Source organism: Dietzia sp. NPDC055877 (assembly GCF_053615975.1).
Genome location: NZ_JBSHCV010000003.1, coordinates 80367 through 95678, shown reverse-complemented (window position 1 = coordinate 95678; position 15312 = coordinate 80367). Strand labels below are relative to the sequence as shown.

Annotated in this window: 16 protein-coding genes; 11 read left to right on the top strand and 5 right to left on the bottom strand. The window is 68.5% G+C overall.

Annotated elements, in window-relative coordinates; translation table 11 throughout:
- Positions 1–3 precede the first annotated feature (3 nt).
- Positions 4–2367 (top strand): ATP-binding cassette domain-containing protein, encoded by a 2364-nt coding sequence (locus ACWGLC_RS04830; RefSeq protein ID WP_452098823.1) that lies wholly within the window; start codon positions 4–6, stop codon positions 2365–2367.
- Between the two features lie 44 nt (positions 2368–2411).
- On the opposite strand, the gene ACWGLC_RS04825 is transcribed toward ACWGLC_RS04830, so the two are convergent.
- From ACWGLC_RS04825 to ACWGLC_RS04815, 3 genes are read right to left on the bottom strand one after another with little or no spacing between them, the layout of a single operon-like run.
- Positions 2412–2576 (bottom strand): hypothetical protein, encoded by a 165-nt coding sequence (locus tag ACWGLC_RS04825; RefSeq protein WP_452098822.1) that lies wholly within the window; start codon positions 2574–2576, stop codon positions 2412–2414.
- A gap of 24 nt (positions 2577–2600) precedes the next feature.
- Positions 2601–4181 carry an FUSC family protein gene (locus ACWGLC_RS04820; RefSeq protein ID WP_452098821.1) on the bottom strand — a complete coding sequence of 527 codons (1581 nt, stop codon included), beginning with the start codon at positions 4179–4181 and terminating at the stop codon, positions 2601–2603.
- A gap of 15 nt (positions 4182–4196) precedes the next feature.
- Positions 4197–4403, bottom strand: coding sequence for a hypothetical protein (locus ACWGLC_RS04815; RefSeq protein ID WP_452098820.1), 207 nt, complete (start codon positions 4401–4403; stop codon positions 4197–4199).
- Between the two features lie 117 nt (positions 4404–4520).
- On the opposite strand from ACWGLC_RS04815, the gene ACWGLC_RS04810 reads away from it, so the two are divergent.
- From ACWGLC_RS04810 to ACWGLC_RS04785, 6 genes are all read left to right on the top strand, one after another.
- On the top strand, positions 4521–5138 hold the full coding sequence (locus ACWGLC_RS04810) for a pyridoxamine 5'-phosphate oxidase family protein (protein WP_452098819.1): 618 nt from the start codon (positions 4521–4523) through the stop codon (positions 5136–5138).
- A 171-nt stretch (positions 5139–5309) separates the two neighbouring features.
- Positions 5310–6929 carry an ABC-F family ATP-binding cassette domain-containing protein gene (locus tag ACWGLC_RS04805; protein WP_452098818.1) on the top strand — a complete coding sequence of 540 codons (1620 nt, stop codon included), beginning with the start codon at positions 5310–5312 and terminating at the stop codon, positions 6927–6929.
- A 15-nt stretch (positions 6930–6944) separates the two neighbouring features.
- A complete protein-coding gene (locus tag ACWGLC_RS04800) occupies positions 6945–7598 on the top strand; it encodes a GyrI-like domain-containing protein (protein WP_452098817.1) in 654 nt (217 codons plus the stop codon).
- A gap of 95 nt (positions 7599–7693) precedes the next feature.
- On the top strand, positions 7694–8596 hold the full coding sequence (locus ACWGLC_RS04795; protein ID WP_452098816.1) for a P1 family peptidase: 903 nt from the start codon (positions 7694–7696) through the stop codon (positions 8594–8596).
- 208 nt (positions 8597–8804) lie between these two features.
- Complete coding sequence (locus ACWGLC_RS04790; protein WP_452098815.1) at positions 8805–9548, top strand: DUF981 family protein; 744 nt, start codon at positions 8805–8807, stop codon at positions 9546–9548.
- Between the two features lie 132 nt (positions 9549–9680).
- On the top strand, positions 9681–10184 hold the full coding sequence (locus tag ACWGLC_RS04785; protein WP_452098814.1) for a DUF309 domain-containing protein: 504 nt from the start codon (positions 9681–9683) through the stop codon (positions 10182–10184).
- A gap of 128 nt (positions 10185–10312) precedes the next feature.
- On the opposite strand, the gene ACWGLC_RS04780 is transcribed toward ACWGLC_RS04785, so the two are convergent.
- Together ACWGLC_RS04780 and ACWGLC_RS04775 are read right to left on the bottom strand one after the other, a co-directional pair.
- Positions 10313–10747 carry a nitroreductase family deazaflavin-dependent oxidoreductase gene (locus ACWGLC_RS04780; RefSeq protein ID WP_452098813.1) on the bottom strand — a complete coding sequence of 145 codons (435 nt, stop codon included), beginning with the start codon at positions 10745–10747 and terminating at the stop codon, positions 10313–10315.
- A gap of 50 nt (positions 10748–10797) precedes the next feature.
- Positions 10798–11334: a GNAT family N-acetyltransferase gene (locus ACWGLC_RS04775; RefSeq protein ID WP_452098812.1), complete on the bottom strand. Its 537-nt coding sequence runs from the start codon at positions 11332–11334 to the stop codon at positions 10798–10800.
- 210 nt (positions 11335–11544) lie between these two features.
- On the opposite strand from ACWGLC_RS04775, the gene ACWGLC_RS04770 reads away from it, so the two are divergent.
- From ACWGLC_RS04770 to ACWGLC_RS04755, 4 genes are all read left to right on the top strand, one after another.
- Positions 11545–12462, top strand: coding sequence for an SDR family oxidoreductase (locus ACWGLC_RS04770; RefSeq protein ID WP_452098811.1), 918 nt, complete (start codon positions 11545–11547; stop codon positions 12460–12462).
- Positions 12463–12506: 44 nt separating this feature from the next.
- Positions 12507–12785 (top strand): hypothetical protein, encoded by a 279-nt coding sequence (locus tag ACWGLC_RS04765; protein WP_452098810.1) that lies wholly within the window; start codon positions 12507–12509, stop codon positions 12783–12785.
- Between the two features lie 100 nt (positions 12786–12885).
- Positions 12886–14316 carry an L-lactate permease gene (locus tag ACWGLC_RS04760; RefSeq protein WP_452098809.1) on the top strand — a complete coding sequence of 477 codons (1431 nt, stop codon included), beginning with the start codon at positions 12886–12888 and terminating at the stop codon, positions 14314–14316.
- Positions 14317–14819: 503 nt separating this feature from the next.
- The gene (locus tag ACWGLC_RS04755; RefSeq protein WP_452099056.1) at positions 14820–15311 is read left to right on the top strand and encodes an N-acetyltransferase family protein; all 492 of its coding nucleotides are present in this window, start codon (positions 14820–14822) and stop codon (positions 15309–15311) included.
- The last annotated feature ends 1 nt before the right edge of the window (position 15312 follow it).

Below are 15312 nucleotides of genomic sequence, written 5' to 3'. Positions count from 1 at the left end.
GCGATGAGCATCCACACCGCAGACAGCCACGACATCATCCGCGTCCTCGGTGCGCGAGAGAACAATCTCAGGTCGGTTGATGTCGAGCTGCCCAAGCGACGCCTGACCGTGTTCACCGGCGTGTCCGGCTCCGGGAAGAGCTCGCTGGTGTTCGCCACCATCGCGGCCGAGTCCCAGCGGATGATCAACGAGACCTACAGCGCCTTTCTCCAGGGCTTCATGCCGACGCTCGCCCGGCCCGACGTGGACGTCCTCGAGGGGTTGACCACGGCGATCGTCGTCGACCAGGAGCGGATGGGGTCCGACCCCAGGTCGACCGTGGGGACCGCCACGGACACGGGCGCGATGCTGCGGATCCTCTTCAGCCGCCTGGCCGAGCCCCACCTGGGCGGGCCCAAGGCGTACTCGTTCAATGTCGCGTCGGCCACCGGCTCGGGGGTGCTCAAGAAGGCCGACGGGACGCGGGAGAAGGCGGAGTTCTCGATCACCGGCGGTATGTGCGTGCGCTGTGAGGGCCGGGGCAGCGTGTCCGACTTCGACATCGACGCCCTGGTGGACCGATCCAAGTCGCTCGCCGAGGGCGCGATCACCGTGCCGGGGTACTCGATGGACGGCTGGTACGGCCGCATCTATGCCGGCTCCGGGTACTTCGACATGGACAAACCGGTGAAGGACTTCTCGGACGAGGAGATGCACCGTCTCCTGCGGCTCGAGCCCACCAGGATCAAGGCCGAAGGCATCAACGTGACCTTCGAGGGGCTGATCCCCAAGATCCAGAAGTCGATGCTCGCCAAGGACGTCGAGGCGATGCAGCCCCACATCCGCGCCTTCGTCGAGCGCGCGGTCGTGTTCACCACCTGCCCGGACTGCGGCGGCACCCGCCTCAACGAGGGCGCCCGATCCTCGCGCATCGGCGCGATGAACATCGCCGACGTCTCGTCGATGCAGATCACCGACCTCGCGGAGTGGCTGCGTGGCCTGGACGAGCCGTCGGTCGCCCCGCTGCTGCAGTCGTTGCAGCACACGCTCGACTCGTTCGTCGAGATCGGTCTCGGCTACCTCTCGTTGGACCGGCCGGCGGGGTCGCTCTCCGGTGGCGAGGCGCAGCGGGTCAAGATGATCCGCCACCTCGGGTCGGCCCTCACCGACGTCACCTACGTCTTCGACGAGCCGACGATCGGCCTGCACCCGCACGACATCCAGCGGATGAACAACCTGTTGCTGCGGCTGCGGGACAAGGGCAACACGCTTCTGGTGGTGGAGCACAAGCCGGAAACGATCGCGATCGCGGACCACGTGGTGGACCTCGGACCCGGTGCCGGCTCCGAGGGTGGTGAGATCTGCTTCGAGGGCTCCGTCGAAGGACTGCGCGCGAGCGGGACCGTCACCGGTCGGCACCTCGACGACCGCGCGAGGCTCAAGGACGCCGTGCGCCCGGCCTCCGGTGTGCTGGAGGTGCGGGGCGCGACCGCGCACAACGTCCGCGCGGTGGACGTGGACATCCCGCTCGGCGTGCTGTGCGTGGTGACGGGAGTCGCGGGGTCGGGCAAGAGTTCGTTGATCCACGGCTCGGTCTCGCCCCGCGACGGGGTGGTGGCGATCGACCAGACAGCGATCCGCGGATCCCGCCGGAGCAACCCCGCCACCTACACCGGGCTGCTCGAGCCGATCCGCAAGGCCTTCGCCAAAGCCAACGGCGTCAAACCCGCCCTGTTCAGCCCCAACTCGGACGGCGCGTGTCCCACCTGCAAGGGCGCCGGGGTGGTCTATTCAGATCTCGGAATGATGGCGGGCATCGCCACCACGTGCGAGGACTGCGAGGGCAAACGCTTCCAGTCGGAGGTGCTGGACTACGAGTTCGGCGGTCGGAACATCGCCGACGTCCTGGGGATGTCGGTGGCCACCGCCGAGGAGTTCTTCGGCCAGGGGGAGGGGCGCATCCCGGCCGCCCACAAGATCCTCGTCCGACTGCGCGATGTGGGGCTGGGGTACGTGACGATCGGCCAGCCCCTCACTACACTGTCCGGCGGCGAGCGGCAGCGGCTCAAGCTGGCCGCCCAGATGGCGGACAAGGCCGAGGTGTACGTCCTCGACGAACCCACCACCGGTCTGCACCTCGCCGACGTACAGAACTTGTTGGGGATGCTCGACCGGCTGGTCGATTCGGGCAGGTCCGTGATCGTGATCGAGCACCACCAGGCCGTGATGGCGCACGCGGACTGGATCATCGATCTCGGTCCCGGTGCCGGCCACGACGGCGGGCGCGTCGTGTTCGAGGGGACACCCACCGAACTCATCACCGACCCCTCGACCGTGACCGGCGAGCATCTGGCCGAATACGTGGGGAAGGCGCCGTCGCGGTCCTGACCTGTCACGAACCGGGGCCAGGCTCCTCCTGTCGCTGCGGAGCCTCAGTCGATCGGCGCGCCGGCCCGCCGGCACTCGCGGCGGATCGCCACGTCCGCCGGGTGCTCGGCACCCACCGACCGCGCCCCCGAGGGCAACTCGGCCGCGGCGAGCGCGACCCAGCGCGGTGCGGACATGCGGACGGTCTGCCGATCGAGCGTGCCGAGCATGAGGTACCCCGCGTAGGTGATCGCCTAGGCGGTGCGGGCCTCGGCCGAATCGCCGTGCCCGTCCGCGATCAGGAGGGTCGTGCTGGTGTTGAGGTCGCGCAGCGCGGAGGCCAGTGTCGGTTCCGTCGGGGTCTGCGCGTCGCCGCGGGCGAACTCCGCGAGCTCTGCGAGGGCGCGACGGGTGTCGCCTCGGACCGCCCGGTGGGGCGCTCGACGTCCGAGCGTCCACAGGACGACGACGGCGACGACGACGCCGATCACCGTGTCGAGCAGCCGCTCACCGGTCAGCGCCAACGGGTCCTCCGGCATCTGCCCGCCGGTCGCGACGAGGAGGGCGAGCGGGGTGATGAGCGTAACCGCCAGCCCGTAGTTGCGGGTGACGAGCAGCTCGATGGCGAACTGCAGCGTGACGATGAGGACGATCAGCCACCACCCCGACGGATCGGCCAGCGTCAGCAACAGGAACAGACCCAGCCCGAGCACCGTCCCCGTCAACCGGTGGAGAGCGCGGTGGGTCCGGGCGACACGGGGACCTCCCTGGTGGAGCACGAGCGCCGAGAAGGCCACCACCCAGTACAGGTGCGGCTGATCCGGTCCACTGAAGGCCAGCAGTACGAGTATCGAAATCGCCGTGGCCACCCCCACGGAGAGCGCCACCGACCACGGCTCACCCGGCCACCGCAGTCCGTCCGCCAGCCGACGTCGCAGCGAGCCCGTGCTGCGCAGCTCATCGTCGGAGAGCGCGTTCTCGACACGTTCGGCGACCTCCGCCGTCGGCATCTCGACGTCCGCATGCCCCGCGTCGTCCTCGATCCACCGACCGGCGTCGGGGTTGCGGGGATCCCACCCGAGTTCCTCCCCGGGAACGACGTGCAGCTTCGCCCGAGCACTGCGCTCGGCGTAATCGCGGTGCGCACTCTCCAGCGCGGCGGCGAGCGACCGGTCGGCGGTCCACATCCCTTCGGCGACGGCTTCCTCCGCGGACGCGAGGGCGTGGGCGGCTGCCCGGTGCAGCGGGCGACCGTCCGGCCCCGGTTCGGAAGCGGCGTACGCGGTCACCGCATCGGCGGCAGCCTTCACGGCGAGGCGCTCGGGCCGTCGCGGGTCGGGTATGAGCTCGGCCATCGTCACCGCCCATGCGACGGTCGCACCGACCGCGGTCATCGCCGGCACGAGCCACGGCGCGGTTCCGTGCTCACCGACGAGGAGATAGGCGATTCCCGCGCACAGGACGAGGAAGTAGGAACCGGGCGGCCCGACCCGGAGTGCGAGGCACAGGCCGGCGGTCACCATGGCGAGGAGGATCGCCGACACGGCGAAGAGCGCGACGGACCCCGCGGTGAACGCCCCCAGGGCCGTCGCGCCGATCAGTCCGAGGCCGATCCCCGCCACCGTGACCGCGCGTCGGCGCAGGGGAGCAGCCGGGGCGTACAGGACCGCGAAGGTCCCCGTGACCGTCAGCAGTCCCAGGTCCGGCCGTCCCAGCAGCGTGGGGACCGACAGGCACAGGAGAACCGTCAGTCCCGCCTTGATCGCGTTCGGCAACCGCGGCGGGCTCGGTGCGAGCGTCACCAGTTGCCGGAGGAACTCCGCCGCCGGCCTCATCGTCCTCGACAGTGATCAGCCCACCTTCCCGAAGCGCTTGTGCAGCGCCTGCTTGCTCACGCCCAGCACGAGTCCGATCTCCGCCCAACTCATCCCGTGAATACGGGCGTGGCGGACGGCCGCCGCCTCCTCACGGGCGAGATCTGCTTTGGCTCCCGCGATCGCGGCCAGTCGGGCGACCGGCCCGCCCTCGTCGTCGTCGTATTCCAGTGCGGTTTCCACCGTAACCACCCCCGACGTCAATCTACGTTGACCCCGCCCCCCTCGTCAACGTTCATTGACGGAGCGGTCCGTCTCGCGGCTGCCGAGTCCGGCGCCGACGCCGTTAGTGTCGATGCCATGACCGCCAACCGTTATCCGGAGATCGCATTCGGCCCCGCCGCACGCGCCAGGCAGGAGGCCGTGGGCGTCAACCGACCCGAGCAGACCGGCGAGTTCGCGCTCGAGGGCACGGACATCGCCCAGATCAGGCGGGCCGACCACTTCTTCCTTTCCACGGTCACCGAAACGGGGTGGCCCTATGTGCAACATCGCGGCGGGCCCGCGGGATTCGTCCATGTCGACGGTGCCACCACGCTGTCCTGGGTGGAGTTCCGCGGCAACCAGCAGTACGTGTCCACCGGCGGCATCGACTCCGACGGGCGGGTCTGCCTGTTCTTCGTGGACTACCCCACGCGCAGCCGGCTCAAGGTGTTCGGCCACGCGCGGATCGTGGAGCCGGAGCAGGAGCCCGCGCTGATCGAGCGACTGCGCACGATGGGGGAGAAGACCTACACGGGCCACGTGGAGCGGGCGATCGTCGTGGAACTCGTCGCCTCGGACGCCAACTGCAGCAAGCACATCACGCCACGGTGGGACCGGGAGTACATCGACAGACTCACCGGCCTGTACCAGCGTGATATCGACCAATTGCAGGCGCGACTTGATGAACTCCGTGGACACGGGCGCACCGACTGATGTACCTTGACCGCCATGAATCCCGGTGCGTACTCACTGAAGCCCTGGTCCCGCCGCTGACGGCGGCAGGGCCCACACTTCACCTCTGATCTCTGCACGCCGTCGACGGCCCACCGGCCGGGCGGCGGATTCGTGCTGTCCGGCTCCGCGACGAACTCTGCAGAGAGCACGATGCCTGACACACCGAACAATCATCTTCCTGCGGGCACCCACGCCCACATCCGTCTGACCGGCGCCTCAGTGGCCCTGGGGGGCCGGCCCGTCCTCACCGGGGTCGATGTGACCCTGTCCGCCGGCACCGCACTGGCGGTGGTGGGGGAGAACGGGCGGGGCAAGACCACCCTGCTCGAGGTTCTGGCGGGAGCCCGGCGCCCCGATGCCGGCACCATCACACGCCGCGGGAGCGTCGGCACCGTGGAACAGCATCTCGACATCTCGGAGGGCCGCACCGTCGGAGATGCCGTGAACCTGGAGATCGCCGACAGCATCAACGCTCTCCAGGCGTTGGACAGTGCCACCACCGCGATGGTCGAAGGGCGGCCCGGCGCCGACGACGCGTACGCCACCGCGCTGGACCGCGCCATGCTGCTGGACGCATGGGACGCCGACCGCCGCGTGGACGTGGCACTGGAGGGACTGTCCGCCTGCACGGATCGGGCACAACCGCTGTCATCGCTGTCGGTGGGGCAGCGGTACCGGGTGCGACTGGCATGCGTCCTCGGCGCCCGGCACGACATACTCCTGCTGGACGAGCCCACCAACCACCTCGACGCGTCCGGACTGGCGTTCCTGACGGAACGACTGCGGGAACACCTCGGCGCGCTCGCCCTGGCCAGCCACGACCGGGCCCTGTTGCGCGACGTCGCGACCCACTTTCTGGACCTGGACCCTAGCCAGGATGGCGTACCGCGACTCTATGGGGGCGGCTACGAGGGCTGGATCGAAGGCCGACGCCGAGAGAGAGTGCGATGGGAACAGATTCATGCGGCGCAGGTGGACGAGCACGACCGACTCAGTCGTGCGGCAGAAGACGCGCGTGGGAGACTCCATGATTCGTGGCGTCCCGCCAAGGGGCACGGTCGGCACGAGAGGGCGACACGGGCCGCCGGTGCCGTGCAGGCGTTCAACCGGCGACGTGAGGCCCTGGATCGCCACCGGGTGACCGTGCCACCGCCGCCCGCGCGGTTCCTGTGGCCGGAATGGTCGGTGCCCGCCGGACGTGCCGTGCTCACCTGCTTCGAGCCGCGGGTCACCGGCCGACTCACCGGCGCGGTGTCCCTGTCGATCGATACCGGCGACCGAATACTGTTGACCGGCCCGAACGGCGTGGGGAAATCCACCCTGCTGGGTCTGCTGGCCGGAGAGTTCGAACCCGACTCGGGCCGAGTGGATCGACGCCCGGACGCCCGGGTGTCGCTCCTCAGCCAGGAGGTGCCGGGGTGGGATCCGCACCGGACCGGGGCGGAGATCTATCGCGACCACGTGGACCGGCTCGGAGCGACGTCCGCACCCGGCCTGGTGACCACCGGACTACTCGGCTCCGACACGGTGGGGACCCCCGTGTCGCGTATGTCGCAGGGACAGCAGCGGCGGCTCCACCTGGCACTGTGCCTCGCGGAGAAACCAGATCTGCTGATGCTCGACGAGCCGACCAATCATCTGTCATTCTCCCTGGTCGACGCCCTCACGGCCGTCCTGAGGACGGCGTCGTGTGCCGTCGCCGTAGCCACTCACGACCGGCAATTGCTTCGCGATCTCAGCGATTGGCCCACGCTCGTGATACGGAGGTAGCGCTAGGGTCGGTGTATGTCAGGTGACCCCGGGGCCTCGAGTCGGCCCACCGCGAACTACGACGTCAAGAAGGACCGTCGGGACCTGTACAGCGGACGAGCGGGCAGGTTCGATGTGGTGGACGTACCCGAGATGAGTTTCCTCATGGCGGACGGCCACGGCGATCCGAACCTCGCAGACGACTATCGCCGTGCCGTCGAGGCCTTGTATACAACGGCCTATGCGATCCGGGCGGCAGCACGGTCCCGGTTAGGACTTGTGCACACCGTAGGACCACTCGAGGGCCTCTGGTATGCGGACGATCTCAGTGTGTTCACCGCACGGGACAAAGGCGCATGGTACTGGACCATGATGATCTGGCAGCCCGAGTGGATCACCCCGGATGTGGCAGCGTCTGCGTTGGACACGGTGGGTACGAAGAAGATCCCGGGTGTCAAGGATCTCGTACGGTACGCGACCCTCGTTGAGGGGCCGGCGATCCAGACGCTCCATGTGGGCCCCTACGACGCCGAGGGCCCGACCATCGCGCGGATACACGACGAGGTCCTGCCGGGACACGGCATGGTCGCCGCCGGACGTCATCACGAGATCTATCTGTCCGACCCGCGGAAGACACCACCGGATCGCCTCCGCACCATCCTCCGCCAGCCTGCCAAACCGTCACAGTGAAGTTTCGAGTACGACCCCAGAGACGAGACGTTACAACCCGGGGAACCGTGGGCAATTCGCCATCACCGAACCCGACAGCCGGATACCGTAGCGCCGTGAGCCATTCCGACAGCGCCATACTTCAGAGCACCGGACTGCGGGGCGTCTCGGTCGGACATTGGTCGGACCACGCCGCCCGAACCGGGTGCACCGTGCTGATCCTTCCCGAAGGGACAGTCGCGTCCCGCGAGGTCCGAGGCGGCGCGCCGGCCACCCGGGACCTCGACGCGCTGGCTCCGGACAAGGCCGTGAGCTCAACCGACGCGGTCGTACTCACGGGCGGATCGGCATTCGGACTGGCCGCAGCCGACGGGGTGATGCGATTCCTCGAGGCCGCCGGCCGCGGCGTGCCGACGCCCGGCGGCCGCGTGCCCATCGTTCCGACACTGGCGTTGTTCGACCTCGGAATCGGAGATGCCTCCGTGCGGCCGACCGCGGACAACGCGTTAACGGCCGCCCGGGCGGCCTCGGGTCCGGAGTTCGAAGTCGGCCAGATCGGCGCAGGTACCGGCGCGATGACGTCCTGGTGGCGTGGCCGCGACGCGGCCCGCCCGGGCGGGCTCCGGTATGCGGAGACCGTTCTCGGAGAAGCCGTGGTGGGTGCATGGTGCGCGGTCAACGCGTTCGGGGACATCGACCACGGCGGCGAAGCCGAGGTCGACCTGTCGGCCGTAGCCGACCTGGCTCCACCATTCGACTTCGGCAGCGAGCGAACCCACACGACCATCGGCGCGGTGGTGACGAACGCCCGGCTCGACAAGACCGCGTGCTACGTCATGGCGCAGGGTGCGCACGACGGACTGTCACGCGCGCTCACGCCGCCGCACACGCGGTACGACGGTGACGCATTCATCGCTGCGGCAACTGGCGAGGTACCGGCGGACGTCGACACGGTCCGGCTGATGGCCTTGGACGCGGTGAGCCGGGCCATTCGGAGCGCGGGAACGCGACCCGCGTAGCTCCAGGTCAGACACTCGCCCCGAGTGCCGATAATCTACATTATGTAAAGTAAACCCAGCCCGCCCCTCCCGGCGGCGGCCGCGAGACGGCGCCGGATGCGCTCCGCCCGCGGCTGGTCCTCGCCCCAACCCTTCGCGCGAGTCGGCACCCCGTCGTATCGTCTCTCACAGCGACTGCCGCAGAACCTCGGTTGACGAAAGGAATCTCATGGAAACCCAGGATTCGATAGGCGATTTCTTCCGGGGTGTCGAAACACCCGGCATGATCGACTGGACGACGATGCCGACGTACAACACGGTTATGGCGCTAGCCGTCGGCGCAGCCCTTGTGGGACTGGTCTTCTTCTTCCGGGCATTGCATGCAGACCCCGCAGAGGTCAGCGTTACCGGCTGGTCCCTCAACTTCGGTGTACTCGGCCTGATCCTCACCGTCACGGGTCTGCACATGACGCTCACCTGGCCTCTCGCCGCCGGCGGGTTTGCGTTCGACAACATCATCTTCGGCGAGCCCAGTCTCGCTTTGGGCGTGCTCCTGCTGGCTGCGGCTGTGTATCTCTGGTCTAAGCGGGAAGTCGGTGTCACAGTACGTGAGGTAGCGAGAGACTCACGACCGATGACGATTTTCGTGGTGGGGCTCGGATTGGCAATGTTCGCAATCGCCCTCGCCGGCGTGGTCTATCAGCTGTTCGCGGCACCCCCGCAGGAACCGATCTCCGGGTTCTTCGGTGAGTGGGCGATTATCGAGGCGATTTTCATATCGGCGCTCTACACGGCAATCGGTGTCGGTGCACTCCTCACACCCTTTGCCACCGGGCGCCTCGCTCGAGGCCTCGATGGCGGCGTCGTGACCAGCATTATCGGCTGGTGCTGGGCCGTTACGGGCACCATCTGGTTACTCTTCGCCGCCCTCAATTTCTATTCGCATATCGGGCTGGTCGTCAACACGATGTAAGGCCGTTGCCTCTGAGGGCAACGGGTTGACTCGCCCAGCGTCAGCGGCGGATCACGTCGTCAGGAGATCACTGCGCTCGGTCAGAAAATTCGGAAGTGGCAAGCGGCCAGTCATGGATGGGACGATGTGGGCATGCTGACCCCGGGTGGAATCGAGCGCGATCGTGACGCCGACGGTCGCGCACGTAACTCACGTCCCCGCGACGAGCTCGGCCGCCCGCTACCGCCAGGAAGCGTCGGGGTCGAGCGTATCCCCGAGGATCTCGATCTGACGCCCGCCGAATCGTTGGTGTGGGCGCAGGACCTGTTGGACCGGGGCCTCGCCTTCAATGCGCACGAAGTACTCGAAGGCGCCTGGAAAAGCTGCCCCGACGACGAACGCTTGCTCTGGCAGGGTCTGGCCCAACTGGCCGTCGGCATCACCCACATTCAGCGCGGCAACGCCAAGGGCGCATTGACGCTGCTCGAACGCGCGGCCGAGCGCATCCGACACAGCGATGGCCCCGCACCTCACGGAATCGATGCGACCGGACTCATCTCCTACGCCGACGAGCTCACTGCCGAGCTTCGGCGAGGCGTCGACCCCTCGCCTGCCCGGCTCAGACCGCGTCTGGTCGACCAGCCCACTGAGGTTTGACATGCTCGCTGTGGACGCCGCGCGTTCAGTCGCCCTCGGCCGGGCGCCGAGTTCATGGGCGAGCGCAGGCCTTCCCCGGTACTGTGCGATGCGGTTGATCCACCGACGGAGCCGGGGCTCTCTGAGTGTCACATCGGCGAGAGCACAAACACCGGGATCTCACGATCGGTCTTGGCCTGGTAGTCCGCGTAGTCGGGGAACGCCTTCACCGCCCGCTCCCACCAGCGGGCCTTCTCCTCCCCTGTCACCTCGCGGGCACGCATGTCCTGCCTCACGCGGCCGTCCTGGAGCTCGACGTGTGGCTCTGCCTTGACGTTGAAGTACCAGACCGGGTGATCGGGCGCCCCACCCATGGACGCGACGATCGCATACTCGCCGTCGTGCTCGACGCGCATCAGCGGGCTCTTGCGGAGCTTGCCGCTCTTGGCCCCCCTGGTGGTCAGAAGAACAACGGGCCGCCCCTGGAGGCTGGTGCCCTCGGTACCGCCGGACGACTCGATCAGTTCGGCCTGATCAGCGGCCCACGCGCTCGGACTCGGCTCGTACTCCCCTTGAAGTGGCATGGCGCCAGTATGACACCGCACCAACCGGCGTCACCAGGGCCGCGACTCGTTCAGACCGCGTCGAACGGCGCCGCGTAGCGGAACAGCCCGGAGTGGCCGCGGTAGGTGGTGAGGGCACGAACCTGGAAATAGTCGCCCCAAGCCGGGTCCGGCGACTCGACGCCGAAGGCGACGGCCGGCGCGAAGCCGAAACGCCCGTAGTAGGCCGGATCGCCGAGCAACCCGACCAGCGGCTCGCCGAGCGCATCCGCCGCGCCAAGGACCGCGTGCACGAGCGCAGCACCGATTCCGGACCGTTGCAGTTCCGGCTCGACACTCAGCGGCCCCAGACCGATCGCGGGCACGTCACCGACGAACGCCCTCGACCCGACCACATGGCCCACGACGCGCCCCGCCGTCTCCGCCACCAGTGACAGTTCCGGGATCCAGCCCCCGTCCTCGCGCAGTCGGTCGATGAGGTTCACCTCACCCGGCGGCCCGCCCGGCTCGACCGGCGGCGCGCTGTGTTCGGCAGCGCGAAACGCCGCCGCGGTGACATCCCTGATGGCAACGACGTCGTCGCGGTGTTCCCTGCGGATGAGTGTCATAGCCTCTTCCTCTCCCCTGCATACTTCGGCAGCCACACGGGCCGGTGAACGACCACCGGGATCGCGCGATCCGTCCAATATGACCCCCGGGCGCCCGTTCAGCGTAGTGCTGCTCGACCAGTTGCAACGGGATCGAACCACCGTAGGGTCGGTTTGGTAGAAGCACCGAGCGGGCCTTCGACCGTCGGTGCAGCACCGAGAGGAGCAGCGATGACGCGAACGAACACCGCAGCCGGCAGTGATCAACTGACGTTCCAGAACCCCGTCACGCGTTATCCGACGGTGGAACCGCCGATCCAGCACCAGCCGGAGCCCGGACTGGATGCCGAACTGGAGCCGAAGGCCGATCACGGCGAGTCCTCCTACCGCGGAACCGGACGACTCACCGGACGTAAAGCGCTCATCACCGGCGGAGACTCGGGTATCGGAGCGGCAGTCGCCATCGCCTTCGCCCGCGAGGGCGCGGACGTGGCACTCAACTACCTCCCCGACGAACAAGCCGACGCGGACAGGATCCGCGAGATCATCGAACGAGAGGGCCGCAAGGCCGTGCTCCTGCCGGGCGACCTGACCGATAAGGCGCTGTGCTCCTCGGTCGTCAGCGACGCCGTCGACGGTCTCGGCGGTCTGGACATCCTCGTCAACAACGCCGGCAAACAGGTCGTCGCGCCAAGCCTTGAGGAGTTGCCCGACGAGCAACTGACCGATACGTACACGGTCAACATCCTGGCGATGTTCCGGATCACCAAGGCGGCGCTCGCGCACCTGACACCCGGTTCCACGATCATCAACACGACCTCGATCGAGGCCTATCAGCCGGCACCCAACCTGCTCGACTACGCGTCCACCAAGGCGGCCATCAACAACTTCACCAAGGGGCTGGCCCAGCAGCTCGCGACCAAGGGCATCCGGGTCAACGCGGTCGCGCCCGGACCCATCTGGACCCCACTACAGGTGTCGGACGGACAGGAGAAGGAGGATCTGCCGAAGTTCGACCAGGTCTCCCCCATGGGCCGTGCGGGCCAGCCGACCGAGCTCGCACCGGCGTATGTCTTCCTCGCCTCGCCGGAGTCGAGCTACGTGATCGGCGAGACGTTGCACGTCAACGGCGGCATGCCCACACCCTGATCCACGGACTACGGTAGGTCTCAACCCGAAGGAGTTTCCAGGCCATGGCGTCAGAGTCGACCACCACGACGGACCACGACGAGATCCGCAACTGGGTCGAACGCAACAACGGCAAGCCCGCCTGCGTCCGGGACACCGGGGGCGGGGATGACCCCGGTGTCCTGCGGTTCGACTTCCCCGGCGGGGCCGGTGACGAGTCGCTTGAGCAGATCAGCTGGGCCGAGTGGTTCGACAAGTTCGAGTCCCAGAATCTCGCGCTGCTCTACCAGGACCACAAGTCCGACGGCGAGGGCAGCACCTTCTTCAAGCTCGTCAACCGCTGACCGGCACTGACAGGTCGGTCGGGCCGATAGTCGGCCCGGCCGGCCGCACGTTCCCACCGCCCTCGGACGCCGGGGCCGACCACCGACCCGGGTGGCCGCGGTGAGTCAGCACTTCGATTCCGCGGCCGCACTCGCCCCCATCGCCCTGGTGTTGGCGCTGTTGGCCCTCCGGGTGCCCTCCCTCGTCGCCGGGGCGGCCGGACTCGGCGGCACGGTCCTGGCCGCCGTCGCGGTGTTCCGCCCGACCGCCGACCAGATCTCCATATCCTTCGGCCAGATGGGACCGACCGTCCTGGAGGTCGCCCTCATCCTGCTCGGCGGCGTCGTGCTCTCCGTGGTCATGTCGCGGGCCGGAGCGCAGGAACGCATCGCCGGATGGCTGGAAAGCGTCGAGCCAGGGCCCGACCGGATCGTGACGATCCTTCTGCTGGTCTTCGGACTGACACCGTTCATGGAGTCCGTCACCGGCTTCGGACTGGGCGTGGTGATCACCGCACCGCTGCTCGTCCGTATGGGGCTCGGACCGGTCAAGGCGGTCGTCACCGGCCTGCTCGGACTGGTCCTCGTCCCGTGGGGCTCACTTGCCCCGGGCACCCTGGTGGCCGCCGAACTCGGTGGGCAGGGCTTCGCGGAGCTGGGCTACCGGTCAGCACTGCTGACCCTGCCGGTGCTCGTCGTGAGCATGATCGGCGTCCTCGTGGTGCTCGGCCGCCGCCCCGCCGTGTGGCTGGTTGGTCTGGCCGCGGCGGTCATCCTCACCCAGTGGATCGCGCTGGTCGGTGCCAATCTGTTCGTCGGGGCACCGCCCGCAGGGATCATCGCCTCTCTCGCGGTCACCGTGCTTCTTCTCGGTATCTCGCGGGCCCGTCACGGCGCGCTCCCGGCGGTCGATCGTGCCCTCGTGCGGGCCGTGGTCCCCTATCTCGTCCTGCTCACCGGCATCCTCGGCACGAGCGCGGTGATCGGGTTGGCCGGCTCCCCGCCGGGGCTCGAGTGGATCGCCGGTCCCGCGGTGTGGATCAACGTCGCGGCGCTGATCGCGATCAGCACGTCGGGTGTTCCTCGACCCGCCGTCGTCCCGTTGGTCCGCGAGGCGCTGCGGACGTGGGCGACCGTCGCCGGCAACGCGGTGGTGTTCATGCTGATCGGAGTGGTGATGGCCGCGACCGGGATGGCCGGCCACCTCGCGTCCCTGGCGACCGGCGCGGGCGACGTCTTCGTGGGCCTGATCCCGGCGATCGGCGCTCTCGGCGGGTACCTCACCGGGTCCAACACCGGCGCGGCCGCGATGTTCTCCGCCGCCACGACCGGCGCGGCCGCGAGCCTGGGGGCAGATCCCCTCACCGCCCTCGCTGGTCAGAACGTCGCGGGGTCGTATGCCATCATCGTCTCGCCACCGCGCGTCGCGTTGGCGGTGGGCGTGGTCATGGCCGGCCGATCACGCCTTCCCGGTGCGGCGACCCGGATGCTGGCCACCGCCGTCGTATGCGCGACGGCCCTCCTGGGCGCGGTCGTGGCCGTGTCGGCGTGAGTCCGCGACATCGTCCAACGGTGCCCCCACCCGCGTTGTGGCCGTAGGATCTGCAGGCCATGCGGAGCCGCCACCTCAGTGTCGTCGTCCACCGCCCCGTCGATGAGGTCTATGGCCTCGCCGGGGACCCGACCCGCCTACCGGAATGGGCTGCGGGCCTGGCGACCGGCGAGGCGACGATCCACGACGACGAGTTCGTGGTCGAGTCCCCGATGGGACGCGTCCGCGTGCGTTTCGTCGATCGCAACCCGCTGGGTGTCCTCGACCATGAGGTGACGCTGCCCGACGGGACGCGCGTCCACAACCCGATGCGCGTCCTCCCCCACCCGGCCGGCGCCGAGGTCGTGTTCTCGATCCGACAACTCGAAGACGACGACGACGAGGATTTCGAACGCGACTGCGCGATGGTGGCCGCTGATCTCGGCCGTCTCAGGCGTCTCCTCGAGAGATCGCCGGTCAGCGGCGCCACCAGAGCAGCCGGGGGCGGGGCCACAACGGCCGAGATCAGGATCGCGTCCCCGGCAGACGCGGCCGGGATCGCGCTGCTGCTCCACGAGTTCAACACAGAGTTCGACTGCCCCTCCCCGACCCCGGCGGAGGGGGAACGTCGATTCGATGCCCTGCTGCGGCGGAAGGACGTCCTCGTCGTCGTCGGCGGTCGTTCCTCCACGACGTCCGCGCACGGCGACGGCTGCGCGGGCGACCCCGAGGACATCGGCTTCGCACTCCTCACCTTCAGGCCCACGCCCTACTGGGACGGGCCATTGGCCCAACTCGAGGACCTCTACGTCCGTCCGGCACACCGATCGGCCGGCGTCGGGAGCGCGATACTCGACCGGGTCCTCGCCGAGGTCCGGATCCGGGGAGGTAAGGAGCTGCACATCAACGTCGACTCCGACGACATCGACGCTCGCAGGTTCTACGCCCGACACGGGTTCTCCGACGTCGACCCGGAGTCCGGGTCCGGGATGCGCTGTTATCTACGTCAGCTGTAGA

What these genes read in the sequence shown, in the direction of transcription:
- ACWGLC_RS04820 (WP_452098821.1), bottom strand. Translation starts at nt 4,181, where the DNA reads ATGAGGCCGGCGGCGGAGTTCCTCCGGCAACTGGTGACGCTCGCACCG.
- ACWGLC_RS04790 (WP_452098815.1), top strand. Translation starts at nt 8,805, where the DNA reads ATGGAAACCCAGGATTCGATAGGCGATTTCTTCCGGGGTGTCGAAACA.
- ACWGLC_RS04830 (WP_452098823.1), top strand. Translation starts at nt 4, where the DNA reads ATGAGCATCCACACCGCAGACAGCCACGACATCATCCGCGTCCTCGGT.
- ACWGLC_RS04765 (WP_452098810.1), top strand. Translation starts at nt 12,507, where the DNA reads ATGGCGTCAGAGTCGACCACCACGACGGACCACGACGAGATCCGCAAC.
- ACWGLC_RS04770 (WP_452098811.1), top strand. Translation starts at nt 11,545, where the DNA reads ATGACGCGAACGAACACCGCAGCCGGCAGTGATCAACTGACGTTCCAG.
- ACWGLC_RS04785 (WP_452098814.1), top strand. Translation starts at nt 9,681, where the DNA reads ATGCTGACCCCGGGTGGAATCGAGCGCGATCGTGACGCCGACGGTCGC.
- ACWGLC_RS04810 (WP_452098819.1), top strand. Translation starts at nt 4,521, where the DNA reads ATGACCGCCAACCGTTATCCGGAGATCGCATTCGGCCCCGCCGCACGC.
- ACWGLC_RS04825 (WP_452098822.1), bottom strand. Translation starts at nt 2,576, where the DNA reads ATGCTCGGCACGCTCGATCGGCAGACCGTCCGCATGTCCGCACCGCGC.
- ACWGLC_RS04800 (WP_452098817.1), top strand. Translation starts at nt 6,945, where the DNA reads ATGTCAGGTGACCCCGGGGCCTCGAGTCGGCCCACCGCGAACTACGAC.
- ACWGLC_RS04805 (WP_452098818.1), top strand. Translation starts at nt 5,310, where the DNA reads ATGCCTGACACACCGAACAATCATCTTCCTGCGGGCACCCACGCCCAC.
- ACWGLC_RS04775 (WP_452098812.1), bottom strand. Translation starts at nt 11,334, where the DNA reads ATGACACTCATCCGCAGGGAACACCGCGACGACGTCGTTGCCATCAGG.
- ACWGLC_RS04780 (WP_452098813.1), bottom strand. Translation starts at nt 10,747, where the DNA reads ATGCCACTTCAAGGGGAGTACGAGCCGAGTCCGAGCGCGTGGGCCGCT.